Origin of the sequence: Lentzea jiangxiensis (genome assembly GCF_900104175.1) — a bacterium.
Taxonomy (GTDB): domain Bacteria; phylum Actinomycetota; class Actinomycetes; order Mycobacteriales; family Pseudonocardiaceae; genus Lentzea; species Lentzea jiangxiensis.
This window is the reverse complement of record NZ_FNIX01000024.1, coordinates 70763-95715: the sequence shown is the minus strand read 5'-3', so window position 1 is coordinate 95715 and position 24953 is coordinate 70763. Positions and strand designations below refer to the sequence as shown.

Below are 24953 nucleotides of genomic sequence, written 5' to 3'. Positions count from 1 at the left end.
CACGCAGAGGCCCACGAAGAGGTCACCGGCGACCGGATGAACTGGCTGCGCGCGGGTGTCCTCGGCGCGAACGACGGCATCGTGTCGACCGCCAGCCTCGTGGTGGGTGTCGCCGGTGCCACCACCGACAAGACCCAGATCCTCGTGGCGGGGCTCGCCGGGCTCTTCGCGGGCGCGATGTCGATGGCGAGCGGCGAGTACGTGTCCGTCAGCAGCCAGCGCGACGCCGAACGCGCCCTGCTCGCCAAGGAGCGGCAGGAGCTCCGCGACATGCCCGAGGAGGAGCTGGAGGAGCTCAAGGAGATCTACGAGGAGAAGGGGCTCGACGAACCGACGGCGCGGGAGGTCGCCAAGCAGCTCACCGAGCACGACGCGCTGGGCGCCCACGCCGACGCCGAGCTGCGCATCGACCCGGACGGGCTGACGAACCCGTGGGGTGCGGCCATCGCGAGCTTCACCGCCTTCACCATCGGCGCGTTGCTGCCCCTCGCCGCGATCACCTTCACGCCCACGAGCCTGCGGGTGCCGGTGACGGTGGTCGCCGCGATCCTCGCCCTCGCGCTCACCGGTTTCGTCAGCGCGCGGCTGAGCGGGGCGGACAAGCGGCGCGCGGTCGTCCGCAACATCGCGGGCGGCCTGATCGCGATGGGCGTCACCTACGCCATCGGCTCGCTCGTCGGCCAAAGCATCGGATAGGACAGGACTGGGTACAGAGGCGGGCATGAGCGAAGAACGCGGCGCCTACGTCCCGCAGGACACCGAGAGCTTCGAGGGCCTCGACGAGGACAACCTCCAGCAGGACCCGCTCGAGGAGGCCATGGACCCGCCGGAGGACTGGTCGGGGTCCACCAAGTACGGGATGACCGAGTACGAGCAGGCACATCCGCGTCCTCTCGACGAACGGCTGAAGGAAGAGCGCGGCGACATCGACGAGACGGGTGCATGATCGCGATATGAGCCTCGGCATCCCGGAGAAGATCACGGCGTTGCTCTTCGACCTCGACGGCGTGCTCACGAGCACCGCCGTGCTGCACCGCCAGGCGTGGCGGCAGACGTTCGAAGCGATGGGCCAGCCGTTCAGCGAGCAGGACTACCTCGCGCACGTGGACGGAAAGCCCCGCTACGACGGCGTTCGCGGCTTCCTGACCTCGCGCGGCCTCACGCCGTCCGAGGACGAGGTCCGCCGCATCGGCGACCAGAAGAACGACCTGGTGAACGCGATCATCGACGAACAGGGCATCACGCCGTACCCCGCGTCGGTGACCTACCTCGAAGCGGCCAGGGCGGCCGGCTTCCCCATCGGCGTCGTCACGTCCTCCGCCAACGCCCTGCGCGTCCTGCGCGCGGGCAACCTGCTCGACTACGTCGACGCGCTGGTGGACGGCAACGTGATCATCGCGTCGAACCTGCGCGGCAAACCGGCGCCGGACTCGTTCGTCGAGGGCGCCCGGCGGCTGAAGACGGCACCGGAGAACGCCGCCGTCTACGAGGACGCGCTGGCGGGGGTCAAGGCGGGGCGCGACGGCGGCTTCGGCTTCGTCGTCGGCGTCGACCGCGGCCACCAGGCGGACGCCCTCCAGGCCCACGGCGCCGACGTGGTCGTCGACGAGCTCGACGAGCTGCTGTCATGAGCTACGCCGTCGAACCGTGGCAGCTGCGGTGGCAGGGCCTGTCCGTGGACCACCTGCACCAGACCGAGTCGACGTTCGCCCTGTCGAACGGGCACATCGGCATGCGCGGCACACTCGACGAGGGCGAGCCGCGCGGACTGCCCGGCACGTACCTCAACGGCTTCTACGAGGAGCACCAGCTGCCGTACGGCGAGGGCGGCTACGGCTATCCCGAGGCCGGGCAGACCGTCGTCAACGTCACCGACGGCAAGATCATCCGGTTGCTGGTCGAGGACGAGCCGCTGGACATGCGCTACGGCACCGCGGTCGAGCACGAGCGCACGCTCGACTTCCGCACGGGAACGCTGCGCCGCCGCACGGTCTGGGAGTCCCCGACCGGCCGCCGCGTGACGGTGCGCAGCGAGCGGCTCGTGTCGTTCACCCAGCGCGCGGTGGCGGCCATCCGCTACGAGGTCGAGCCGGAGGACGACCTGCAGCTGGTCCTGCAATCGGACCTGCTCGCCAACGAGCCGATCAAGAGCCGCAGCAACGACCCGCGGGTCGCCGCCGCGCTGGACTGCCCGCTGGTCAACGACTTCACGATGGCGGAGAAGTCGCGGGCGGTGCTGTGCCACCACACCAAGGAGTCCGGGCTGCGGATGGCCGCCGCGATGGACCACGAGGTCCAGGTCACCCGCTCCGCCAACGAGCTGCACGACGAGCCGCGCACGGAGATCCGCGCCGAGGACGACCTGGCCCGGTTCACCGCGGCGGTCGACGTGCCGGCGGGCGGACGCCTGCGGCTGACCAAGTACCTCGCGTACGGCTGGTCGGGCCAGCGGTCGACCCCGGCGCTGCGGGCGCAGGTCGAGGCCGCGCTGGCCGGTGCGTGCCAGACGGGCTGGGACGGGTTGGTCAAGGAGCAGCGGGCGTTCCTCGACGACTTCTGGGACGTCGCCGACATCGAGGTCGAGGGCGACGACGCGCTGCAGCAGGCGATCAGGTTCGCGCTGTTCCACGTCCTGCAGGCCGGAGCCCGCGGGGAGACCCGCGCCATCCCCGGCAAGGGGCTGACCGGGCCGGGCTACGACGGCCACGCGTTCTGGGACACCGAGATGTTCGTGCTCCCGGTGCTCACCTACACCGTGCCGGACGCCGCTCGCGACGCGCTGCGGTGGCGCCACTCCACTTTGGACAAGGCCCGCGAACGCGCGGAGGTGCTGGGGCTCAAGGGCGCCGCGTTCCCGTGGCGTTCGATCAACGGTGCCGAGTGCAGCGCTTACTGGCCGGCGGGCACGGCCGCGTTCCACGTGTCCGGCGACGTCGCCTACGCGACCCAGCAGTACCTCAACGCCACGAACGACGAGGACTTCGACCGCGCGGCGGCCACCGAGATCCTCGTGGAGACCGCGCGACTGTGGACGTCGCTCGGCCACCACGACCCGCACGACGGGTTCCGCATCGACGGCGTGACGGGTCCGGACGAGTACTCGGCGATCGTCGACAACAACGTCTACACCAACCTGATCGCCCAGCAGAACCTGTGGGCCGCCGCGGACGCCGCCGAACGCAACCCCGGCAGCGCCACGGAGGAGGAGATCACGGCCTGGCGCCGGGCGGCGGACGCGATGTCCATCCCGTACGACGAGATGCTGCAGGTGCACCCGCAGGCGGACAACTTCACCAAGCACGCGGAGTGGGACTTCGAGAACACCCCGCAGGACAAGTACCCGCTGCTGCTGCACTACCCGTACTTCGACCTCTACCGCAAACAGGTCATCAAGCAGGCCGACCTGGTCCTCGCGATGCACGTGCGCGGCGACGCGTTCACCGACGAGGAGAAGGCCCGCAACTTCGCCTACTACGAGGCCCGCACGGTGCGGGACTCGTCGTTGTCGGCGGGCACGCAGGCCGTTCTCGCGGCGGAGGTCGGGCACCTGGGGCTCGCGTTCGACTACCTGGCCGAGGCGGCGTTCACCGACCTGCACGACCTGCACGGGAACGTCACCAACGGCCTGCACATGGCGTCGCTCGCGGGCGCGTGGACGGCGCTGGTGGCCGGGTTCGGCGGCATGCGGGACCACGGCGGCGAGCTCACGTTCGCCCCGCGGATCCCGGACGCCCTGCGCCGCTACTCGTTCCGCATGTGCTTCCGGGGCACGAGGATCTCCGTGGAGGTGTCCGGGAACGAGGCCACCTACCGGATCGTGGACGGCACACGGCTCGAGACCCGGCACCACGGCGAGCCGATCACGATCACCGCGGACGCGCCGGTGACCATGCCCATCCCGGAGGTCCCCGACCTCGAACGGCCGAAGACACCGTTCGGGCGGGAGCCCCGCAGGCACTGAGCTAGAGGGCGGAGACCTGGTAGTGCGCTATCAGGTCTCCCCTCACCAGCACGCCGAGGCGCACGGTGCGCACCGGCCGGTCGGTGAACGAGAAATCGACGTTCAAATACCCGAGAACGAGGTCATCGGCCAGCCGGCGCGTTTCCAGCACCTCGTACTCGGCTTTCAACCCGAGGGGCTGGGAATTGTAATAGGCGGCGACAGCGGCCTTTCCCACCCCGTACGGCTGCAAGCCCTGGAAAATCGCGTCTTCGGTGAAGTTCGCCGCGACGCCCTCGGGGTCGTGCGCGTCCACGGCTCTCTTCCACCGGTCCATGACGTCTTCGAGCGCCATGTCAGTGCCCCGCGCTCTGGCCGCCGTCGACGTGCAGGACCTCGCCCGTCACGAAACCGGCCTGTTCGAGGAACGTGACCGCGTCGACGACCTCGGAGACCTCGCCGATGCGGCCGAGCGGGTGCAGCCCGGCGAGCGCCTCGTGGGTGTCCGGGGCGTGCATCGGGGTCTTGACGATGCCGAGCGCGACGGTGTTGAAGCGGATGTCCCGCGCCGCGTACTCGACCGCGAGCGACCTGGTGACGGCGTTGAGACCGCCCTTGGTCAGCGACGCGAGGGCGGAGGGCACGGCGGACAGCGCGTGGTCGACGAGGCTGGTCGAGACGTTGAGGACGTGGCCGCCGTTCGCCTCCATCGCCTTGACCGCGCTGCGGGTGATGTCGAAGAACCCGACCAGGTTCGTGCCGGTGACGGCGGCGAAGTCCTCGTCGGTGTACTCGGTGAACGGCTTGGCGACGAAGATGCCGGCGTTGTTCACGAGCGAGTCGACCCGGCCGAACCGCGGCAGCGCCTCGCGCACCACCCGTGCGCCCTCACCGGGCCGGGCGAGATCGGCCCGGATCGTGAGCACCTCGGGGTCGTCGGAGGCGCCGATGGACCGCGACACCGCGACGACCGAATAGCCGAGCTCGCGGTAGGCCGGGACGAGGGCCGCACCGATTCCCTGCGACGCTCCCGTGACGATGGCCACCTTGCTGGTCATTTTCCTGCTCGCTTTCCGAAGGAGGTGAAGTGGGACTGACAGCCACAACCACGAGCGCCCGCGAGTTCGTTTCGAACAATCGCGACCCGTTTCCTCCTTCGTGGGAGGCTCAGCCTCCCAGTGCGCGGTGGGGGTCGTCGGCGGGCAGCCACACGCCTGCACGGCGCAGTCCCAGGTCCCCCACCGTCCGCACGATCGCCTCCGCGGCGGCGACCACGTCCGCGCGGTCCTCGTCCGCCCGGCGCACCAGCGACCACGTCCAGAGCACCTCGGGGTCCACGACGGGCCGTCGCACGAGGTCCGGCGGCAGCGGCGCGGTCTGGCCCTTCGGCGAGTTGAGCACCGGCGTCGTGCAGACCCGCACGTGGTCGAAGAACGCCGGCCCGGTGATCGCGCCGTTGTGGATGCGCCGCACCACGGCGCCGGTGTCGCGGGCGAACTCCTCGGCGTAGTCGTTCCACGACTGCCACGACGTGACGTCGTCGTCCACCAGCACCGCGATGTCCGCGGCCCGCACCGGGCTCGTGTCGGTGCCCACGGCGACCGCGTAGAGCCGGTCGGCACCGAGCAGGTCCGCGCGCAGGCCGAGCCGCGCCGCGTCCGCCGCACGGACCCAGCACACGGCCAGGTCGAGGCTGCCGTCTGCCACGCGGGCCGCCTGCTGGTGCGACGGCACGACCCACGCGTCCACGTACAGCTGGGCGACCCCGGCGGTGCGCTTCGTGAGGTCCGGCGGCAGCCAGTTCACGTACCCGATCCGCACCGGCCGCGATCCGGAGAGCCGGCGCGCGTGCCGTCGCAGCTCGTCGGCGCGGTCGAGCAGCGCCCGCACCTCGGGGACCAGCGCGGCTCCGGCGGACGTCAGGGCGACCGCGCGGCGGTCGCGGGCGAACAGCGGCACGCCCAGGTCCCGTTCGAGCGCCTTGATCTGCTGCGACAACGACGGTCCCGCGATCAGCAGGCGTGCCGCGGCCCGGCCGAAGTGCAGCTCCTCCGCGACCGCGAGGAAGTACCGGAGTTGGCGCAGTTCCACGCCCCGCATCCTAGGAGGCGGCCGCCCGGCAAGGGAGGAAGCCGTGCGGGCCGCGGAGTTCAGAGCTCCAGCACCACTTTCACGTCACCCGGCCGGTGCTCGAACGCCGACGCGAACTCCTCGAGCGGCACCCGCCGGGTGATCATCGCGGACAGCCACTCGTCGTCGGCGCGGTCGAGCACGGCGGACGCCTCCCGGTAGTGCCGCACGTTCGCGTTGACCGTCCCGAACGTGATCCCGTTGCGCAGCACCAGGTCGCGGTTGATCCGGCCGACGTCCGCCGGCAGCACCTCGGTGGAGGGCACGCCGGTCAGGCAGACGAGGTCGCGCCCGAGCAGCCGGGCGACGAGCGACGGCGCACCGGTCGCCTCGATCACGACCTGGTGGTCCGGCAGCGTGCGGTGGTACGTGGCGCCCAGCGACTCGACGAGCGCGGGCTTCGGCCCGTCCTCGGCGAGGTCGAACACGTGCACGTCGAGCCCGCGCTGCACCCCGATCAACGCCGCCAGCAGCCCGATCGGCCCCGCGCCGGTGACCAGCACGCTGTCGAACGGGAACAACGCCAGCCGGTCGAGCCGCTCCCAGGCCTTGACCACCACGGACGCCGGCTCGACGAGGACACCCGTCTCGGAGCTGACCGCGACGGCGTACGGGGCCGGGACCGTCCACATCGTGGAGCCGTAGCCGTCGAGCCCGGTGATCCCGCGCTCGGTGTACCGCCCGTTCCTGCACATGTCGAACTCGCCCCGCGCGCACGCGACGCACGGCACCGGGTCCGGCCTGCGGACCACTCCCGCCACCAGCGTCCCCGGCGCGAACCCCGGCCCGCTGATCACCCGGCCGAGGGACTCGTGCCCGATCACGAGGGTCCCGCCGACGCCGAACTCCCCGCGCACGATCTCGCGGTCCGTCCCGCAGATCCCGATGGCCAGTCCTTCGACGAGCAGCTCCTCCGGTCCCGGTACGGGATCGGGCAGGTCGGCCAGGTCCAGCGACCCGGTTCGTGCAAGATCCACAGTCAACGCGCGCATGAAGACCATTCTTGACACATGAACACGACCGCGCAGCCTGTGAGAGCGCTCTCATGAACCCTGTCTTCGACGGCAGGCTCGCGGCGAACGAGCTCGGCGCGATCTCGCGCTCGCTGTGCGCGGCGCTCAACCGGTCGACGCCCGGCTTCCTGCACACCCAGCCGACGTACAACGCGAGCGAGTTCTACACCCGCGCGACGACGAACCACTTCTCGAAGATCGTGCACGCCAACATGGCCGACGGGCGGGCCTACGGGTTCGCGTTCGACGACGTCGGCGGATTCGAGTCACTTGTCCACGAACCTGACCCCCGTTCGGCGAAAATCACGCTGACCGGATTTCAGGCCGAAGTATTCTTGCTTTTGATCGAATTTCACTCCACTGTGTGAGGCGCCGTCGCCGCGGCTCTCACACAGTGGAGTCGTCGTGTGCGTACGGGTCCTGCTGGTCGAAGACGACGAGCGAATCCGGCAGGCGCTGAGCCTCGCCCTGTCCGACGAGGGTTTCACCGTCGACGAGGCGAGTTCGGGTGAAGAGGGGGTGCGGCGCTCGGCGGAGGAACCGTTCGACGTGGTGCTGGTCGACCTCACCCTGCCGGGCATCGGCGGACTGGAGGTCGTTCGGACCCTCCGCACCCGCGGTGACCTGCCGATAATCGTGGTCACGGCGCGCACCGACCCCGGTGACGTCATCGCCGGACTGGAGTCGGGGGCGGACGACTACGTCACGAAACCGTTGTTGGCGAACGTTCTCGCGGCACGGGTTCGCGCGTTGTTGCGCCGCCGCGGACCGAACCGTGAAGCCGTTCGGATCGGCGAACTGGAAATCCGTCCGCAGGAAGGTCTCGTGCACCGTGCGGGCGAACGCGTTCACCTCACCAGAACGGAATTCCGGCTGTTGCTGGAACTCGCTGGTGCGGGCGGCCGAATCGTCACCAGGGAGCAGTTGCTGCGGAAGGTTTGGGGATACGACTACTTCGGCGACACGCGGTTGCTGGACGTGCACATGAGAAGGCTGCGCCGCAAGGTCGAGGCCGATCCGGACGACCCCTCGCTGCTGCTGACCGTGCGCGGCGCGGGCTACCGGATCGGCTCGTGAGGCTCACACTGCGCTGCCGCGTCACCCTCCTGTCCGGTCTCGGCCTGCTGCTCGTCACGGGCGTGCTGGCGTTCACGACCTGGACCCTCGTCTCCGGTTCCCTGCTGGCACAACGGGAGGCGGGTGCGACGCGCGAGGCCGAGGCCCACGCCCGGCTGGCCGGCGGGTCGCCGACCTCCTCCGGCCTCGCCGAACTGCTCGCCGGCCCTGACTCGTCGATCCTCGTGGTGGGCCCGGCGGGCGTGGTGACGGCGGGCCGCGCGGTGGAGCCGTCCACGCTGCCGCCACGGCTGCTGCACCACCCGCCGGGCAGCGCGCGGATCACCGTGGACGGCCTGCCCGTCCTCGCCGTCGCCCGACCGCTGGCGGGCGGTGTCTACGTCGAGCTGTCCGCGCTGCGGCAGCTCGACGGAACGCTCGCCGTGCTGCGCGCCGCGCTGGTCGCCGGCACGGCCGGCTCCGCGCTGCTCGGTGCCGCGCTGGTGTCGCAGGCGGCGAAGCGGGCGCTGAAACCGCTGGCGGAGCTGGGTTTCGCGGCGGGCAGGATCGCGGACGGTGATCTCCACGCCCGCCTGCCCCGCCAGGACGACCCGGACCTCGCGGTGCTGGCGGCGCGGATCAACTCGGCTGCCGAGGCGCTGGAGCGCAGGGCGTTGCGGGACGCCAGGTTCGTCTCGGACGTCTCGCACGAGCTGCGGTCGCCGTTGACGACGATGGTGAACTCGGCCGCGGTGCTGCGCCGCCGCTGCCACCGCCTGCCCGGCGCCGCGGGGACCGCGCTGGAGCTGCTGACCTCGGAGGTCGACCGGTTCGCGCGCATGGTCGCGGACCTGCTGGAGATCTCGCGCGCCGACCAGGTCGACGACCCGCCCTGCCGGGTCGCGCTGGACGCGTTGGTGCGCAACGTCGTCGCGACCCGCACGCCGGTCGCGCTGGACCTGGAGCCCGCGGTCGTGCTCGGCGACCGGCGCCGGCTCGACCGGGTGCTGACGAACCTGCTGGACAACGCCGAGCGGCACGCGGGCGGGGCGGTGCTGGTGTCCGTGCGGCCTCGGGGCTCGTCGGTGCGGCTGGCGGTCGAGGACGCCGGGCCCGGCGTGCCGGAGCCGTTGCGGGAGGAGATCTTCGAACGGTTCACGCGCGGCAGGAACGGCGACGACCCGGGCAGCGGTCTCGGGCTGGCGCTGGTGCGCGAGCACGTGCGCCGGCTGGGCGGGCGGGTGTGGGTGGAGGACCGCTCGCCGTGCGGCAGCCGGTTCGTGGTGGAGCTGGTCTTGCGGAGTTCTGACGGCTGACCTCCCAGAGCCACGAATGCGCGGTGCTGCCCGAGGTCCTGCGGCCACTGCTGTCCACAGTGGCCGCGTTCTGCCATCAGGGCGGCGGTCGTCGGGCACGGCTTCACCCCCGAGGACGCACGACCGCGACCACCCCACCGGAGTCGCGGTCGTGCTCGGCGTGGTCTGGGCCGCCATCGCCCTACACGAGATCGCGGCGCACCTTCAGCAGCGTCGCCGCGCCCGCGAAGAACACCACGTACCCCAGGAGGAACAGCGCCGCGGTCGTGCCGCTCAGGTCGTTCAGCACGCCGGGAGCGCCCGATCCGCCGACGGCGCCGGCGAGGTTGCCGGCGGAGCCGCCGGGCAGGACCCCGGTCAGCGACTCGACCGGCCCGAGCAGGGAACCCACGCCCCGCAGGAGGTTCTCGGCGACGACCGCCCACATCAGCCCGAGACCGACGGCCAGCGCGGGCCCCCGGGTGGCGACGCCGAGGAAGACGCCGAACGCCGTCCACATCGCGGCGATCAGCAGCGAGGCGCCGACGGCCTCCACCGCGGACCACCCCGGCAGGCTCCAGCCCCAGTCCTCCAGCGAGGCCACCGCGATCGCCGCGCCGAGGTCGACCACGAACGTCAGGGCCACCAGGACGACCACGACGACCGCCAGCGCCCCCAGGGTGCCCGCCATCGCCGACACCCGGCGCGGCCCGGCGGTCAGCGTGGTCTTCCAGGTGCCCCAGCCGTAGCCGCTGCCGACCGCCAGCGCCGCGAGCACCAGGACGATCGCGCCGCCGAACATCGGCAGGCCGCGCACGACCGCCGCACCGGCGTTCTCCGGCTGCATCGAGCCGATCAGCTGCTGCTGCGAGAGGTCGCGGGTGTTCGTGCCACCGCTCAACGCGAGGTAGTTGAACACGTAGCCGAACGTCAGCGTCATCACCAGCCAGACACCGGTCAGCACCCACGTCGCCGGCCACTTCCACAACCGCAGCAGCTCCGCCTTCACGGTACCCATCACGCTGCCCATCACGGTGTCCATCACGCTGCCCATCACGCAGCCCCCGTCATCTCGAAGAAGACCTCCTCCAGCGTCCGGAGCAGGGGCCGGACCTCCCGCACGTCCACATCGGCCTGCACCAGCGTCCGCACCAGCGAGGCCGCGTCGGCCTCCCGCACGTGCAGCACGTCGCCGTGCAGCGAGCTGCCCTCGATCAGCACGTGCGCCTTCTCGACCGGGTCGGCGCGGACCAGCAGCACGGTGTCGCCGCGCAACTGCTCGACGGTGCTCTCCGCGACGAGCCTGCCGTTCGCGATCACGCCGACGCGGTCGCAGATCTCCTCGACTTCGCCGAGCAGGTGGCTCGACAGCAGCACCGTTTGCCCCTGCGCCGTCAGCGCCCGCACGAGGTCGCGCATGTCGGCCATGCCCGCCGGGTCGAGGCCGTTGGTCGGCTCGTCGAGGATCAGCAGCTCCGGCCGGCCGAGCAGGGCGGCGGCGACGCCGAGCCGTTGCTTCATGCCGAGCGAGTACCGGCGGAACCCCTGCCCCGCGGCGCCCACCAGGTCGACCTGTTCGAGCGCCGCCTCGACGTGGCTCCGGGCGAGGCCGCGGCGGGCCGCGTGCACCCGCAGGTTGTCGCGGCCGGACAGGTACGGGTAGAAGCCGGGGCCCTCGATGAGCGACCCGACCCGCAGCAACGCCTTCGGGGTGCCCGGTGCCTCGCCCAGCACGCGAGCGGTGCCGCCGGTCGGCTTCACGAGGCCCAGCAGCATGCGGATCGTGGTCGTCTTGCCCGCGCCGTTGGGACCGAGGAACCCGTAGACCTCGCCCCGCCGCACGGACAGACTGACCTCGTCCACCACGGCGCGGTCGCCGTAGCGCTTCGTCAGCTTCTCCGTTGTCACGATCATGGGCTCAACGATGGCCCAGCGAGCGCGCCGGGTCGTCCGCACGGGAGCGTCACGAAGATACGCACATCTGCGTACGGTCCCGGTCGTAGGGTCGGTGGCATGCGGATCAGGTGGCAGGACGTGGCGCTGACGGTGGCGCTGCTGGTCTTCGGCCTCGGCGGGACGCGGTTCGCCGCGCGGCTGCAGGGCGCGGAGCCGCTCGACGTCCTCGCCCACGTGCTCATCGCCACCGCCGCCGCCGCACTGCTGCTCCGCTCGGTCCGTCCGGTGTGGACGCTCGGGGTCTCGGTCCTCTCCATCGCGGTTTACCTCGCGCAGGGCTACCCGTTCGGCCCGATCTTGGTGAGCGGCGTGGCGGCGGTGTACGCGGTGGCGGTGTACTCCCGCATCGAGCTCGCCGCCGCCTCGGCGCTGGTCTACGCGCTCGCGATCCTGCCGTGGTGGAACGACTCCGTGACCTCGTGGATCACCTGGTGCGCGGGCTGGATCCTGCTGCCCGCCGCCGCCGGCGTGCTGGTGAGGCTGCGCCGGAAGTCCGCTGTGGACGTTCGGGAACGCGTGGTGATCTCCGAACGGCTGCGGCTCGCCCAGGAGGTCCACGACGTCGTCGGCCACGGCCTCTCGGTGATCGCGATGCAGGCGGGCGTGGCGCTGTACGTGCTGGACAGGGACCCCGTGCGGGCGCGGGCGTCGCTGGAGGCGATCCGCGACACGGCGAAGGAGGCCCTGGACGGCCTGCGGTCCGAACTGGACACCCTGCGCGGCTCGGCGCCCCTGACGCCGACGACCACGCTGGCCGACGTCCCGGCGCTGGCCTCGCGGATGCGCGAGGCAGGGCTCGACGTGTCGGTGGAGGTCGACCCGCTCGACCTGCCGGAGGGCCACCAGCTGGCCGTCTACCGGATCGTGCAGGAGTCGCTGACGAACGTGCTGCGGCACTCCGCTCCCGGCGTCACGGCGACCGTGCGCGTCTACGCCGTGCGGGGTGAGGTCGTCGTGCACGTGACCGACACCGGCACGCCGGGAGCGGTCGTCGAGGGACACGGCATCACGGGCATGCGCTCGCGGGCGGAGGCGCTCGGCGGCACGCTGGAGGTCGACGGAGCGCACGGTTTCTCGGTCGTCGCGCGGATACCGTTGCCGTCATGATTCGCGTGGTGGTGGCCGACGACCAGCCGCTGGTCCGGATGGGGCTGCGGACGTTGATCGAGACCGAGGACGGCGTGCGGTTCGCCGGCGAGGCCGCCGACGGGCGCGAGGCCCTGGCGCTGATCCGGTCGGTGAAGCCGGACGTGGTGTTCCTCGACATCCGCATGCCGTTGATGGACGGCCTGGAGGTGCTGCGCCGCGTCTCCGCCGATCCCGCCTGCGCCGGCGTCAAGATCGTCGTGCTCACGACGTTCGACCTCGACGAGTACGTGTTCGAGGCGTTGCGGACGGGTGCGTCCGGTTTCCTGGTGAAGGACTCCGACCCCGCCGACCTGCTGCGCGCCGTGCACGTGGTGGCCGACGGCGGGTCGTTGCTCTCGCCGTCCGTCACGCGCCGGGTGATCGACCGGTTCGCGTCCGGCGCGTCGGCGCGGCCCGTGCCGCACCTCGACAGGCTGACCGAACGCGAGCGGGAGATCATGCGGCACGTGGCGTCCGGCGCGTCCAACGACGAGATCGCGGCCGCGCTCGTGATCTCGCCCGCGACGGTGCGCACGCACGTGTCGCGGGCGATGGTGAAGCTGGGCGCGCGCGACCGCGCCCAGCTCGTCGTCTTCGCCGTGCAGTCAGGCCTGACGTGACTCGAACGCGGTCCTGAGGCCCTGCGCGATCTCGGGCGGGATCGAGTCGTAGGACCGCGGCGGCTGCGGGTCGTACTCGATGCCGACCTGCACCGCCTGCGAGACCACCTCGCCGAACTCGGCCTCGACCAGCCGCAACGCCATGTCGATGCCCGCGGAGACGCCCGCACCGCTCACGACCTTGCCGTCGAACACGACCCGGTCGGTGCTGACCTCCACCCCGCGCACCTCGAGGTCCTCGCGCGCGGCCCAGTGCGTCGTCGCCCTCGACACCAGGCCCGCTTCGGCGAGCAGCGTCGAGCCGGTGCACACCGACGTCGTCCACCTCGTCGTCGGGTGGACCTCCCGCAGCCACTCGACGACGCCGCCGGAGTCCCGCAGCACCTCCTTCCAGTGCCCGGAGCCGGGCACCACGACGATGTCCGTGGCCTTGAGCGAGTCGAACGTGTCGGTGGGCGTCACGACGAGGCCGTTGTCCGACCTCACCGGGTCGAGCGTCGCGGCGACGAACCGGGCCGTGACCACCGGCACGCCGGCGATCACCTCGTAGGGGCCGACGAAGTCGAGCGCGGTCATGTTCGGGTAGAGCACGAAAGTGGCGTCCATCAGGCAACCCCGGTGGTTCGGAAGCGGGCGCGGTAGCTGCCCGGCGACACGCCGAGCACGCGCAGGAAGGCCCGGCGCAGGGTCTCGGCCGAGCCGAACCCCGACTGGCGGGCGACGAGGTCGAGCGGGTCGGCGGTGCTGGCCAGCCGGTCGGCGGCGACCTCCACCCTGGCCCGTTCGACGTACTGGGCGGGCGAGACGCCCACGTTGCGGGAGAAGACGCGGGCGAAGTGCCGCACGCTCATCATGGCCTTGCGCGCCATGACCGGCACCGTCCACTCCCTGGCCGGGTCGGCGTGGATGTCGTCGAGCAACGCGCGCAGCGAGCCGTCCCGCACCGGTTTCGCGCGGGTGTGCACGCTGAACTGCGACTGGCCGCCCGAGCGCTGCAGGAAGACGACCAGGTACTGCGCGATCCGGCGGGCCAGGGCGGGCCCGTGGTCCTGCTCGACCATGGCGAGCGCGAGGTCGATGCCCGCCGTCACCCCCGCCGACGTGGCCACCTCCCCGTCGCAGACGAAGATCGCGTCCGGTTCCACCTCGACCCCGCGGTTCTCCAGCTCCCCGGTGAACGCCCAGTGCGTGGTCGCCTTCCTGCCCTCGAGCAGCCCGGCGCCGGCCAGGACCACGGCACCGGTGCAGACGCCCGCGACCCGGCGCGATCTGAGCGCGAGCCGCCGCAGGTGCGACGTGAGCACCGCGTCGGACGCGGCGTCGTCGTAGCCCCAGCCGCCGACGACCAGCAGCGTGTCGATCGGGCGGTCCAGCGTCAGCAGGTCCGCGCCCGCCTCGACGCGCACCCCCGCCGTCGCGGTGAACGGTCCTCCCCCGAGCGTGGCGACCGTGACCTCGTAGCGCTGCTCGCCGTAGTTCGCGGACTGGAAGACCTCGACGGGTCCCGCGAGGTCCAGCAACGCCGTGCGGTCGTAGCCGACCACGACTATCTCCCTCAGATTCCCCACACCTCCACTTTCCTCATCCCCCGCTGAGGCGGCAACGCCCTCTCGCCCTCGCATTCGGCCACGTGCGCCTCCCACCGAACCCGCACATCGCCCCACCGGGTGACACCGGTCGTCCACAGAGGACGTGACCGGCCCCGCACCCCCGGTAAGCTGGTCCGCGATGCGCAAAGTGCTCACCCTCGCCGCCATCGGCCTGCTCGCGATCGCGCTGGTCGTGAGCGACCACCCGTTCCCGCCGCCGTCCGCCCCCGACCGCGAGACGAGGACCGCGGTCGTGGCGCTCGGCGACAGCACGATGTCCGGTGAGGGCGCTGGCGACTACGAGCCGGGCACCGACGGCGAGGACGGCGGCAACTGGTGCCACCGCTCGCGCGGGGCCGAGATCATGAAGGCCGGCGTCGAGGCCGACCGGCGGTTCAACCTCGCCTGCTCGGGCGCCAACTCCGACAAGCTCCGCAACGAACAGCTCCCCCGCCTGCGCGAGATCGCGGGCTCGCACCGCGTCGTCGCGATCGTCGTGGGCATCGGCGCGAACGACGACCCGCGCTTCTCCGAGATCCTGAACAAGTGCTTCGAGGCGTGGGGCAAGCGCAGCGACTGCACGTCCGCCGTCGCCCCGGAGTGGTCCAAGCGCGTGAAGCGGATGGTCCCCAAGGTCGAGAACACCCTCAACGCCGTCCGCCAGACCATGCGCGACTCGAGCTACCTCGACTCGGAGTACCAGCTCGTCGTGCAGTCCTACGCCGCCCCGGTGTCCCCGAAGATGCCGCGCTCCCTGCAGAACCTCTCCGGCTGCCCGCTGCGCACCACGGACCTGGAGTGGGTCGTCGAGGAGGCCGTGCCGGAGCTGTCGAACGGCCTGCGCACCGCCGCGTCGAAGGTGGGCGCCCGCTTCCTCGACCTGGCCCGCGCCGGCGAGGGCCACGAGGCGTGCGCGGGCGGCGACGACCCGGGCACCGAGTGGTTCACCCGCCTGTCGGTCGACTGGGAGGGCCTGACCGACCAGCGGCGCTCCTCGCACGCGCTGCAGCAGTCGTTCCACCCCAACGCCCGCGGCCACGAGCAGATCGCCCGGTGCCTCACGGAGTTCCTGGCGGCCGACGAGCGCGCCGGTGCCTGCGTGCCGCGGCTCGACGGGTCGCTCGGGCTGTCGACGGAGAGCTAGGTCCAGGTCTTCAGGTCTTCCCGCGGCCAGCCGGGGTCGCCCTCGCGGGCGAACCTCGCCCAGGCTTCGGCGATGTCGCCGCGGAACATGTCCGGCACATCGGCGCCGTGGTGGGCCGGGGTGCGCGCGTAGACCGACCTGAAGGCGTGGCCGTGCTCTTCGGCCAGTCTCCTCGTGGGTTCCCGGAACAGCTCCTCGTCCTCGTCCGCCGTGTGGCAGACCATCAACTCCACCTCGTAGGGGCCTTCCAGCGGGCTGCGCGGGAGGGTTTCGCCGTCCACGACCGGTTGGTGGAGCACGACTTCCGGGTCGGCCCGGCGCTGCGTCTCCCGTGCCTCCAGCGGGGTGAAGAACCTCCCGGCGAGGCTGTGGACGACGGCTTTGTGGAACAGGCCTCGTGCCGCCGGCATCACCATGAGGGCGGCGACCGTCTGGGCTCCCGAGGACTGGCCGGCGACGGTGACGTTGCCCGGGTCGCCGCCGTAGGCCGTGATGGTGCGGCGGATCCACCGCAGTGCCGAGACGACGTCGAGCAGGCCCCGGTTGTGCTGGACGCCGTCGAGGGCGCCGTAGCCGTCTTCGGCCAGCCGATAGTTGCAGCTGACGAACACGACACCCAGCGAGGCCAGGTGGTCGCCCGCGTACTCCGGCTGGGACGAGGAGCCGACGGTGTTCTCGCCGCCGTGGACCCACAGCAGGACCGGGGCGTCCCGGTCCGCCGTGGACCAGACGTTCAGGGTGTGGGCGTCACCGAACTCGCCGGTCGGCTCGCCGTCGCGGTCCACCGGCGGGTGGACGCGCAACGAGCCGACGGGCGGTTCGGCGTAACGGATGCCCAAGTACGCGGTCAGGCCTCCACCGTCACCTGGTGCGACACCGGCAGGACACGCAGGTTCGCCGCTGCCCGCTCCAGCTGCGACAGCACGCTCGGCCGCATCCCCGCGATCTCCTGCTCCGCCGCGGCCCCGGCCACCTCCTGCAGCAGCACCTGCTGCGGGTGGTCGCCCTCCGCCTCGGCCACCGCCAGCACGCGGAACGGGGTGCCGGGTGCGAACACCACGCGTTCCTCGGTGGCGACGGCGACGCGGTCGGACACCTCGACGCGGCGGCCGGTGACCGACCACAACAGGTACTCCGTGGCGCCCTCTATGCGCGAGGCCGGGTTGGCGATGGCGTCCAGCAGGCCGTGTTCGACCACGACCTCGCCGTGGCGGTAGCGGCGCGGGCCGGTTTGGCCGCTCATGCCCCACACCGTCACCACGCCGTTGTGCACGGGCAGGCGGTTCAGGCCCGAGACGATGCACGCGACGTACGGACGCAACCGGCCGAGGCGGCCCATCCGGAGCGTGTCGACGACCATTTCTTCGTCCTGCGACACGCACGCGAGGAGCGCGGTGAGGTCGGTGACCATCGCCTCGAACGCCGCCGGGTCCTCCTCGGCGTCCGGGCGCTGGGCGAGCAGGCGGCAGACCGTGGCCGCGTGCACGCCGTAGCGTTCGCCCAGGGCGCGGCGGACCGTGTCGCGTTCGGCGTCCGAGCTGCTGTGGTCCGGGTCGACCGTCTCGCGGTCGGCGGAGATCTCCGCGAACGACTCCCACAGCGCCAGCGGTTGCAGCGGCAGCGGGCCGTCGACGCGGAAGCGCACGGGGGCGTAGTCCGGGTCGTCGGACGGGAAGGCGGCCTCGTCCGGGTCGTCCAGCGCGTGCGACGTCACGGTCGCGATCGCCGGGCCGGCGTCCATGCTCGCGTACGCGGGGCGGTCCGGTTCGGGCTCGACGGGCGTCACGGCGGTGAAGAAGCCGGTGCCGTTGTCCGACGAGTCACGGGTCGACAACGCGTGCGCCGCGGTGCCGGTCGACGAGGCGATCTGCGCCGGACCAGCCGAAGGAGCGGGCGGAGGCGGCGGCGAGACCTTCGAGTCGCAGAACACCAAACGCAGCAGCTTGCGCACCTCGGGCTCGAGGCGTTCCACGAGAGCAGCGCCGTGCACCGCGACCGCACCGGGCGTCGTACGTCCAGGCGTGCCCACGGTCAGACGTGCCCACTCGGGGTCAACGGGCTGGGAGCGCACCTCGGCCGCGTTGTACGGCTCGTCCTGCTCGCGCACCCACAGGCCCGAGGGCACGACCTCCAGCACGACGCCGTCGCCGAGCGCGAACACCCCTGGCGAGACCTCGGACAGGCCCGGTACGGGGGTCCGGTAGCCCGACACGACGGGCACGGACTCGTTCGGCACGCACAGCACCTCGGTCACGAACGGCCGCCACGTCTGCTGGCCGCGCGGGTCGACCGCGATGACGGCGGGACCGCCGCCGCGCAGGTTGCCGACCGGCAGGCCGGTGAACATCGCGATCGGCTCGCCGAGCTGGTCGGCGACGAGGCTGCCCAGACCGGCGTCGATGCCGTACGGCACGAGCCGCACGCGCGACCGGGCCGCCTGGGGCAGCGCGGTCATGAGGCGGCACACCTCGTCGACAGGGATCGCGGACTGGCCGGGACCGCCGACGACGACCGTCAGCACGTTGTCGCGGCACGGCAGCGCCACGATCGGCCGGGAGTCCTGGGCGGTGGGGTCGAACGGCGGCTGCTGCGCGCGCAGCCACAGCCCGGACGGGATGGGCTCGGAGATGCCGATCTCCCCCGTGGGCCACGGGGAGTTCGGGTCCATCGCCTCCCACTGCGGCACCGGGAAGCGGCGGCCGAACGGCATCGGTGACGCGTTCGGCTGGAACCGCACCCAGCTGCCGTAGCCCTGGGTGCCCACGACGAACGCGGCGCCGGGCACCGTGGTCAGCACGCCGTCCGGCGCGACGACCTCGGTCTGCAGCTGCTCGGCGAGCCACTGCGCGGGCGCGGTCGGGCGCATCGTGCCCGCGTGCGACACCGCGAGCCGGATGGGCCCGCGGCCGCTGAGCGCGGACACGACGTGCGGCCAGAAGGTGCTTTGGTCCCCGCCCGGGAAGTCGACCACGACCACGGTCCTGCCGCGGTCGGCGGGCAGCGCGCGGGCGAGGCCCGTGGCGCCCTGGCTCGGGCCCTCCTGAGCGGAAACGACGAGCGTCGCCCCGACGAAGTTCGCCGCGAACGGCGTCCTCTGGGGTACCGGCTCCGGCTGCGGCGCCGCTGGTGCTGCCGCTGCCGGGGGCTGCTCGACGGGGTACAGGTCCAGGTCCTGGTCGGTGCTCGTGATGGTTTGAACCCCGAAACTGCTCTGGCCAGAAGCCTGGGTCTGTGTTTGCTGGTCGCCATGGGCGGCGGCACGTCGGCCCATCAAGCGCCTGATCACCTCCGTGCCATCCCGGTCACTCGCCCTTTCGGCTCAATCGGGCAACGGGGGTGCACGCTATCAAGACGCGCCGCACCCCTTGTCACCCAGTCGGGTTATTTGGGGTCATCCGACCGACACCCAGACGGCGTGCGCCCGGCCACACACCCCGTCGGGACCGATGATGGCGGACGCGGAGTACGCCTTGCGCCCCTCCCGGCCGAGTTCCCACGCGAGGAGCACGTGGTCGACGCCGAGCGCGACGGGCTCCTCCACCTGCGCGACGAACGTGCCGAGCACGAACGCCGGTCCCCCGTCCGGGGCGACGGGCTGGGCGGACGGGCAGTCGAGCGCCGCCCAGACGATCTCGGGCAGCACGTGCTCGCCGTCGTTCGGCAGCGCGTCGGAGGGCCGCCACACCCCTGCCCACTCGTCGCGGCCGTCGAGCGGCCCGAGCAGCGCCGCGATGCCGTCCTCGCGGCCGGGACCGCAGCCGAAGCACGTCGGGAACGGGTGCTTGTCGCGCCACGGCACCTTCGCGGACGCCTTGAGCGCCTCGTCGATCGTCGGCGCGGCGGGGACGTCGAGGTCGAGCGCGGCGGGTTCGGCCGACGCGATCACGGTCTCGCCGTCGAGCAGCTGCCCGTCGCGGACCCGCAGCTCGCGGTCGAGCGGCACCGGCCTGCGCAGGCGGACGCTCACGGCCGGCGCCGCGACGTGCGCGGCGAGCAGCCCCGCCGAGTAGCCGCCGTTGCCCATCCCGGGCGGCCCGTTGAACCTGCTCGCGACCGTCACGGTGCTCATTCGAGGCCCTCCGCGTACACCCACTGGCCGTTCTCCCGGACGAACTTGCTCCGCTCGTGCACCACGCCCCCGACGTAGTGCGCCCGGAACTCCACGACGCCCTCGTTCTGCAGCAGCCCGCCGTTCTCGGTGGCCAGGATCTCGAGCTTCAGCCAGCGGTCGGTCGAGTCGATCCCGGCGCTGGAGGGGCGGTGCTTCGCGGCCCACGTGCGCAGCAGGTAGTCCTCGTCGGACACGGCGAAAGCGCTGTAGCGCGACCGCATCAGCTGCTCGGCGGTGGCCGCTTTGCGGGCTCCGGAGTGCAGCGCACCGCAGCAGTCCACATAGGACTGGCCGGTGCCGCAGGGGCACAGTTTGGTGTTCACGTGCCCATCATGCCTGGTGAACCCGATAGAACCGATGGCGCGCCTCATACGTACCCCTTGGCAGGACTGACTCGCGGGAGGCGGAGGAGACGGCTGGTGGGTGTCGACAGCAGGACTGAGCTCATACCGCTGCGCACGTGGTTCGGGCTGCGGTGGCGCGGCTACGACCGCGACGAGGTGGACGACTACGTCGCCGAACTGGAGGCCGAGCTGCGCCTGGTCGCCGCCGACCGCGACGCGTCGGAGGCACGGGCGGACGCCCTGGCCGCCAGGTTGACGACGGTCCAGGAGGAGAACGCCGCCCTGCAGGACGGCCTGCACCGGATCTGCCTCACGCCGATCGACCCGAAGGGCCTGCCCGAACGACTCGCCCGCATGGTCGCCCTGGCCGAGGAGGAACGCCGGGAGGTCATCAGGGACGCCCAGCTCAAGGCTCTGATGATCGTGGGCGAGGCGGAGCAGCGCGCCCGCAGGCTCGACGAGGAGGCCGCTGCGGAGCGGGAGGGCGTCCGCGAGGACTTCCGGCTCGCGATGTCGGCCCGCCGGGCCGAGGCGATGCGCGCCCTGGCCGAGCTGCGCAGCGTCGCCCGGGACGAGGCGGAACGCATCGTCGCGGAGGCCAAGGTGCGGAACCTGCACATCGAGTAGTCACCCACGACGAGCCCGGCGGGCCACGTGAGGTGGCTGCGCCGGGCCGGCCGCCAGGGGCCGGGCGGTGCGCTCAGCGCGAGCCGCCGCCCGGCGCCCGCCGCTCGCGCCCCACCACCATCAGCGTCTTCGTGCCGATCACCCGGCGGCATCGTCGGCGCGGCGCTCGACGTCACCGGGAGGGCGTGACCACGTCCACCACCTCGTGCAGGCCCAGCTTGCGGTTCAGCGCACGGGCGGCGCGGGTCGCCGCGGTGCGCGGCAGCACGCGCGAGGGCCAGGTCATGGCCCGGTTCACCACCTTGGTCAGCGCCCGGCCCGGGTAGGAGGCCGCACGCCGCCGCTCGTAGTCGTCGAGGGTGCGGGCGGCGACGGTCTCCGGCGTGTCCGCGATCGGGTGGATCGTGGCGGTCGTGCCGTCGAAGAACCCGGTCGCGACCGCACCGGGGTGCACGCCCATGACGTGCACCCCGGTGCCGCGCAGCTCTTCGGCCAGCGCCTCGGTGAACGACAGCACGAACGCCTTCGTCGCCGCGTAGGTCGCCTGGTACGGCATCGGCTGGAACGCCGCGATGGACGACACGTTGATGATGCCGCCGGAGCCGCGTGAGACCAGCTCTCCGCCGATCGCGTGGGTCAGCGCGAGCAGGCCGTCCACGTTGAGCGCCACGGACGTCAGCTGCGGCCCCAGCGGGCGCTCGAGGAACGGCCCCGCGCTGCCCGCGCCGGCGTTGTTGACCAGCAGGTCGATGCGCAGCTCGCGCTCGCGCAGCGCGTCCAGCACCCGGTCCGGCCCGTCCGGTGCCGTGAGGTCGGCGACGACCACCTCCACCTCCACTCCGTGCCGCTCGCGGACCTCGGCCGCGAGCGCCCGCAGGCCGGCTTCCGACCGCGCCAGCACCACCACCCGCGCTCCCCGCCGTGCCAGCTCCAGCGCGTACGCCCGGCCCAGCCCCTTCGACGCCCCGGTGACGAGCGCGGTCATTCCCCGGTAGCTCACAGGTTCCTCCATTGCTTCGAGTCTCGAAGCATCGACGCTAGCACGAATACTTCGAGACTCGAAACACCGGTAGGATGGCGGCATGACCGCGTCCGACCTCACCGCGGCGGTCGCCGCGGTCCACGAGTCCTGGATGCGGACCGTCGACCTGATCACGCCGGTGCTGGCCGAACACCGCCTGACCACGGCGACCTTCCAGGCCCTGTGGGCGATCGACCCGGCCGAGCAGCCGCCGTCGATGAAGGTCATGGCCGAGCGCCTGTACTGCAACGCCCCGAACCTGACGTTCATGAGCAACCAGCTCGTGGACCGGGGCCTGGTGGAGCGCGCCGTCGACCCGGCCGACCGCCGGTCGCGCGTGCTGGTGCTGACCGCGAAGGGTCGCAGGGTGCGCGACGAGGTGCTGCGGGCGGCGCTGGAGAACACCCCGCTGGGGGCACTGACCGCCGACGAGCTGCGGCAGCTCACCGCCCTGCTGAACCGCGCCCTGCGCACCTAGAGAGGATCAGGCAAGCAACCGGGAGCTTCGATCTCGGATTCCACCGCCTGAACCGGTCTCATTGGTTCTACCGAAACAAGCAGACCGAACAGGCGGTAGGAAAATGTCAGTGGCCATCGTGACCGGCGGCAGCTCCGGCATCGGCTGGAGCACGGCCGTGGAACTGGCGCGGCGGGGCGCCTCCGTGATCCTCACCTACAGCTCCAACGAGGAGGGGGCGAGGAACGCGGTCGCGGCCGTCGAGCGGGACGGCGGCACCGCGGTGGCCCTGCCGCTGGACGTAGGCCGCAGCGACACCTTCGGGGCCTTCCGCGACCGGGTCGCCGAGGTGCTCGGCGGCTGGGGCCGCGAGACGGTCGACGTGCTGGTCAACAACGCGGGCTTCGCCGAGACGGCGCTGTTCCCGGACCTTTCCGAGGAGCTGTTCGACCGCTTCTACCGGGTGCTGCTCAAGGGCCCGCTCTTCCTCACCCAGACGCTGCTGCCGCTGCTCTCCGACGGCGCCGCGGTGATCAACACGACGAGCAGCTCCACCCAGCTCGCCGAACCCGGCTACTCCGGCTACGCCTCCATGAAGGGCGCGCTGGTCGTGCTGACCCGCTACCTCGCCAAGGAGCTCAGCCCGCGCGGCATCCGCGTCAACTCCGTCTCCCCCGGCGCCACCCGCACACGTCTCGGCGGCGATGCCGTCGAGCGGTTCCCCGAGGTCGTGCCCGTGATCGCCGCCAGGACCGCGCTCGGGCGCATGGGCGAGCCCGAGGACGTGGCCGTGGCGATCGCCGCGCTCGCGGGTGAGGACGGCCGGTGGATCACCGCGCAGGACGTCGAGGTGTCCGGCGGCTTCGGGCTCTGACACCGCTCGCCGGCCACGAGGTCGCCGTCGCGTGCGGTGACCTCTCAGCCGGCGACCGGCGCGGGGACGGCCGCCCCGACCCGCGGCAGCGTGAAGCGGATCGTGGTGCCGGGACCGGCGGCGGTGTCGAGCCAGATGCGGCCACCGTGGTACTCGACGATCTTGCGGCACATCGCCAGCCCGATGCCGGTGCCCGCGTAGAGGTCCTTGGGGTGCAGCCGCTGGAAGATCACGAAGATCCGCTCGGCGTACTGCTCCTCGATGCCGATCCCGTTGTCCCGCACCGAGAACACCCACTGGTCGTCCTCGCCCGCCTCGGCGTCGACCCGCACCCGCGGGGCCTCGTCGCCGCGGAACTTGACCGCGTTGCCGATCAGGTTCTGGAACACCGCCGTCAGCAGCCGGGCCTCGCCCTCGACCTCGGGCAGGGTGCCTGCCTCGACCACGGCGCCGGACTCCTCCAGCGCCTCGGACAGGTCGCGGCACGCCTCGTCGACGAGGTCGGCGGCGGGGACGACCACGTGCTTGTCGCGGTGCCGGCCGACCCGGCTGAAGGCGAGCAGGTCGTTGATCAGCGACTGCATGCGCTTGGCGCCGTCGACGGCGAAGTCGATGTACTGGACGGCGCGCTCGTCGAGCTGGTCGCGGTAGCGCCGTTCGAGCAGCTGGCAGAAGCTCGCCACCTTGCGCAGCGGCTCCTGCAGGTCGTGGGACGCGACGTACGCGAACTGCTCCAGCTCCGCGTTGGACCGGCGCAGTTCGGCTGTCGCGGCGTCGAGGGCCGCGTTGCGCTCCCGCGTCTGATGCAGGTCCTCGACGATCCGCGTGCGCATGGTGTCGACGTCGCGGCCCAGCGCGCGGAGCTCCTGCGGGCCGGTGGCCGTCACCGTGCGCGAGAACTCACCGCCCGCGACCAGGCCGACCTGCTGGCGCAGCCTGCTCAACGGCCCCACGACGTGCACCAGCATCGCGGCGACGCAGGCCAGCACCGCGACCAGCAGCACCGCCAGCGCGACGATGCACGTGACCGCCATCCGGGTCGCGGAGTCGTTGAGCGCCGCACGCCCATCGGCCCGTTGCACCGCCAGCTCGGCCTGCAACGTCGAGAGCGCGGTGCGGACCGCGTCGAACCGCTGCTTGCCGAGCGCCTCCTCCGGCACCGGGCTGCCCGCGCGGACGGCGGCGATCGCGGGGTCGGCGTAGTCGCTGCGCCACGCGGCGAGCGCGGTGTCGACGGCCGCGACGTGCTCGGTGACCTCCGGGCTGTTCAGGACCATGACGGTCGCACGCGCCGCCGTCTGCCGGTCGAGCCCGTTCTCGTACGGCTTCAGGAAGTCCGCCTGGCCGCTGAGCCGGTAGCCGCGGACGCCGTTCTCCTGGTCGACGAGGTCGGCGCCGAGCTGCTGGGAGCTGACCACCGCCGGGCCGACCACGTCCAGCAGCCGCGACCGCGCGCGGGAGAGCTCGCCGATGGCCAGCAGCACCGCCACGGTCGCCGCCAGCAACACCGCGACGAGCGCCACCGAGATCCACACGGACCACCGCCGCAACGACGGACCACCAAGTGCGCCAACAGAATCCGGTTCCGCGTGCACGACCCCTCCCCGACCACGGCGCGCAGGCGCCGAACCCCCGACCCGCGTCGAGT

The 24953-nt window shown here is 72.1% G+C and carries 27 protein-coding genes; 13 read left to right on the top strand and 14 right to left on the bottom strand.

The genetic code is table 11. The features are described from left to right. From BLQ91_RS35745 to BLQ91_RS35730, 4 genes are all read left to right on the top strand, one after another. Nucleotides 1-696, top strand: a 696-nt coding sequence (locus BLQ91_RS35745) for a VIT1/CCC1 transporter family protein (protein WP_090104365.1), incomplete at its 5' end; no start/stop codon positions are given. A 25-nt stretch (nt 697-721) separates the two neighbouring features. Next, nucleotides 722-946, top strand: a complete 225-nt coding sequence (locus BLQ91_RS35740) for a hypothetical protein (protein ID WP_176960134.1) — start codon at nt 722-724, stop codon at nt 944-946. Nucleotides 947-953: 7 nt separating this feature from the next. Continuing rightward, nucleotides 954-1631 (top strand): HAD family hydrolase, encoded by a 678-nt coding sequence (locus tag BLQ91_RS35735; protein ID WP_090104355.1) that lies wholly within the window; start codon nt 954-956, stop codon nt 1629-1631. Beyond that, nucleotides 1628-3961 (top strand): glycoside hydrolase family 65 protein, encoded by a 2334-nt coding sequence (locus BLQ91_RS35730; protein WP_090104353.1) that lies wholly within the window; start codon nt 1628-1630, stop codon nt 3959-3961. Before BLQ91_RS35735 ends, BLQ91_RS35730 begins: the two co-directional genes overlap by 4 nt. A 1-nt stretch (nt 3962) precedes the next feature. On the opposite strand, the gene BLQ91_RS35725 is transcribed toward BLQ91_RS35730, so the two are convergent. The 4 genes from BLQ91_RS35725 to BLQ91_RS35710 form a co-directional block, all read right to left on the bottom strand. Continuing rightward, nucleotides 3963-4295: a YybH family protein gene (locus BLQ91_RS35725; RefSeq protein ID WP_090104351.1), complete on the bottom strand. Its 333-nt coding sequence runs from the start codon at nt 4293-4295 to the stop codon at nt 3963-3965. A 1-nt stretch (nt 4296) separates the two neighbouring features. Continuing rightward, nucleotides 4297-4998 (bottom strand): SDR family NAD(P)-dependent oxidoreductase, encoded by a 702-nt coding sequence (locus BLQ91_RS35720; protein WP_090104349.1) that lies wholly within the window; start codon nt 4996-4998, stop codon nt 4297-4299. Nucleotides 4999-5107: 109 nt separating this feature from the next. Next, nucleotides 5108-6031: a LysR family transcriptional regulator gene (locus BLQ91_RS35715; protein WP_090104347.1), complete on the bottom strand. Its 924-nt coding sequence runs from the start codon at nt 6029-6031 to the stop codon at nt 5108-5110. A gap of 59 nt (nt 6032-6090) precedes the next feature. Continuing rightward, nucleotides 6091-7062 (bottom strand): alcohol dehydrogenase catalytic domain-containing protein, encoded by a 972-nt coding sequence (locus BLQ91_RS35710; RefSeq protein WP_090104364.1) that lies wholly within the window; start codon nt 7060-7062, stop codon nt 6091-6093. Nucleotides 7063-7115: 53 nt separating this feature from the next. On the opposite strand from BLQ91_RS35710, the gene BLQ91_RS35705 reads away from it, so the two are divergent. The 3 genes from BLQ91_RS35705 to BLQ91_RS35695 are packed head-to-tail and all read left to right on the top strand — an operon-like array spanning nt 7116 to nt 9455. Next, a complete protein-coding gene (locus BLQ91_RS35705; protein WP_090104345.1) occupies nt 7116-7451 on the top strand; it encodes a beta-1,3-glucanase family protein in 336 nt (111 codons plus the stop codon). A gap of 37 nt (nt 7452-7488) precedes the next feature. After that, nucleotides 7489-8160, top strand: a complete 672-nt coding sequence (locus tag BLQ91_RS35700) for a response regulator transcription factor (RefSeq protein WP_090104343.1) — start codon at nt 7489-7491, stop codon at nt 8158-8160. Continuing rightward, entirely contained in the window at nt 8157-9455 is a 1299-nt protein-coding gene (locus tag BLQ91_RS35695) for a HAMP domain-containing sensor histidine kinase (protein WP_090104341.1), read from the top strand. Before BLQ91_RS35700 ends, BLQ91_RS35695 begins: the two co-directional genes overlap by 4 nt. 181 nt (nt 9456-9636) lie before the next feature. On the opposite strand, the gene BLQ91_RS35690 is transcribed toward BLQ91_RS35695, so the two are convergent. Together BLQ91_RS35690 and BLQ91_RS35685 are read right to left on the bottom strand one after the other, a co-directional pair. Beyond that, a complete protein-coding gene (locus BLQ91_RS35690) occupies nt 9637-10479 on the bottom strand; it encodes an ABC transporter permease subunit (protein ID WP_218130535.1) in 843 nt (280 codons plus the stop codon). A gap of 8 nt (nt 10480-10487) precedes the next feature. After that, on the bottom strand, nt 10488-11348 hold the full coding sequence (locus BLQ91_RS35685; protein WP_090104339.1) for an ABC transporter ATP-binding protein: 861 nt from the start codon (nt 11346-11348) through the stop codon (nt 10488-10490). A 99-nt stretch (nt 11349-11447) separates the two neighbouring features. Between BLQ91_RS35685 and BLQ91_RS35680 the strand changes: the two genes are divergently transcribed. Both BLQ91_RS35680 and BLQ91_RS35675 read left to right on the top strand, forming a co-directional pair. After that, the gene (locus BLQ91_RS35680; RefSeq protein WP_090104337.1) at nt 11448-12497 is read left to right on the top strand and encodes a sensor histidine kinase; all 1050 of its coding nucleotides are present in this window, start codon (nt 11448-11450) and stop codon (nt 12495-12497) included. Beyond that, nucleotides 12494-13138 carry a response regulator gene (locus BLQ91_RS35675; protein WP_090104334.1) on the top strand — a complete coding sequence of 215 codons (645 nt, stop codon included), beginning with the start codon at nt 12494-12496 and terminating at the stop codon, nt 13136-13138. The genes BLQ91_RS35680 and BLQ91_RS35675 overlap by 4 nt, the downstream gene beginning before the upstream one ends. On the opposite strand, the gene BLQ91_RS35670 is transcribed toward BLQ91_RS35675, so the two are convergent. Together BLQ91_RS35670 and BLQ91_RS35665 are read right to left on the bottom strand one after the other, a co-directional pair. Further along, on the bottom strand, nt 13124-13744 hold the full coding sequence (locus BLQ91_RS35670) for a DJ-1/PfpI family protein (protein WP_090104331.1): 621 nt from the start codon (nt 13742-13744) through the stop codon (nt 13124-13126). The genes BLQ91_RS35675 and BLQ91_RS35670 overlap by 15 nt on opposite strands. Beyond that, nucleotides 13744-14706 (bottom strand): GlxA family transcriptional regulator, encoded by a 963-nt coding sequence (locus tag BLQ91_RS35665; protein ID WP_245734148.1) that lies wholly within the window; start codon nt 14704-14706, stop codon nt 13744-13746. Before BLQ91_RS35665 ends, BLQ91_RS35670 begins: the two co-directional genes overlap by 1 nt. 160 nt (nt 14707-14866) lie before the next feature. On the opposite strand from BLQ91_RS35665, the gene BLQ91_RS35660 reads away from it, so the two are divergent. Beyond that, nucleotides 14867-15871: a GDSL-type esterase/lipase family protein gene (locus BLQ91_RS35660; protein WP_090104327.1), complete on the top strand. Its 1005-nt coding sequence runs from the start codon at nt 14867-14869 to the stop codon at nt 15869-15871. Here BLQ91_RS35660 and BLQ91_RS35655 read toward each other — a convergent pair. The 4 genes from BLQ91_RS35655 to BLQ91_RS35640 all read right to left on the bottom strand — a co-directional run bounded on the left by BLQ91_RS35655 (nt 15868) and on the right by BLQ91_RS35640 (nt 20305). Continuing rightward, on the bottom strand, nt 15868-16710 hold the full coding sequence (locus tag BLQ91_RS35655) for a carboxylesterase family protein (protein ID WP_218130534.1): 843 nt from the start codon (nt 16708-16710) through the stop codon (nt 15868-15870). The two genes, BLQ91_RS35660 and BLQ91_RS35655, sit on opposite strands and share 4 nt — an antisense overlap. Nucleotides 16711-16718: 8 nt before the next feature. After that, entirely contained in the window at nt 16719-19142 is a 2424-nt protein-coding gene (locus BLQ91_RS41850) for a hypothetical protein (RefSeq protein WP_176960133.1), read from the bottom strand. A 120-nt stretch (nt 19143-19262) separates the two neighbouring features. After that, nucleotides 19263-19940 (bottom strand): hypothetical protein, encoded by a 678-nt coding sequence (locus tag BLQ91_RS35645; RefSeq protein ID WP_090104325.1) that lies wholly within the window; start codon nt 19938-19940, stop codon nt 19263-19265. Next, a complete protein-coding gene (locus BLQ91_RS35640) occupies nt 19937-20305 on the bottom strand; it encodes a YchJ family protein (protein WP_090104323.1) in 369 nt (122 codons plus the stop codon). Before BLQ91_RS35640 ends, BLQ91_RS35645 begins: the two co-directional genes overlap by 4 nt. 96 nt (nt 20306-20401) lie before the next feature. Here BLQ91_RS35640 and BLQ91_RS35635 point away from each other — a divergent pair, with 96 nt between their 5' ends. Then, complete coding sequence (locus BLQ91_RS35635; RefSeq protein ID WP_090104321.1) at nt 20402-20953, top strand: DivIVA domain-containing protein; 552 nt, start codon at nt 20402-20404, stop codon at nt 20951-20953. Between the two features lie 172 nt (nt 20954-21125). On the opposite strand, the gene BLQ91_RS35630 is transcribed toward BLQ91_RS35635, so the two are convergent. Beyond that, on the bottom strand, nt 21126-21953 hold the full coding sequence (locus BLQ91_RS35630; RefSeq protein ID WP_218130533.1) for an SDR family NAD(P)-dependent oxidoreductase: 828 nt from the start codon (nt 21951-21953) through the stop codon (nt 21126-21128). A gap of 82 nt (nt 21954-22035) precedes the next feature. Here BLQ91_RS35630 and BLQ91_RS35625 point away from each other — a divergent pair, with 82 nt between their 5' ends. Together BLQ91_RS35625 and BLQ91_RS35620 are read left to right on the top strand one after the other, a co-directional pair. After that, entirely contained in the window at nt 22036-22452 is a 417-nt protein-coding gene (locus BLQ91_RS35625; RefSeq protein ID WP_090104316.1) for a MarR family winged helix-turn-helix transcriptional regulator, read from the top strand. Between the two features lie 109 nt (nt 22453-22561). Then, nucleotides 22562-23305 (top strand): SDR family NAD(P)-dependent oxidoreductase, encoded by a 744-nt coding sequence (locus tag BLQ91_RS35620; protein WP_218130532.1) that lies wholly within the window; start codon nt 22562-22564, stop codon nt 23303-23305. 44 nt (nt 23306-23349) lie between these two features. On the opposite strand, the gene BLQ91_RS35615 is transcribed toward BLQ91_RS35620, so the two are convergent. After that, nucleotides 23350-24840 carry a sensor histidine kinase gene (locus BLQ91_RS35615; protein ID WP_245734146.1) on the bottom strand — a complete coding sequence of 497 codons (1491 nt, stop codon included), beginning with the start codon at nt 24838-24840 and terminating at the stop codon, nt 23350-23352. Nucleotides 24841-24953: the final 113 nt, after the last annotated feature.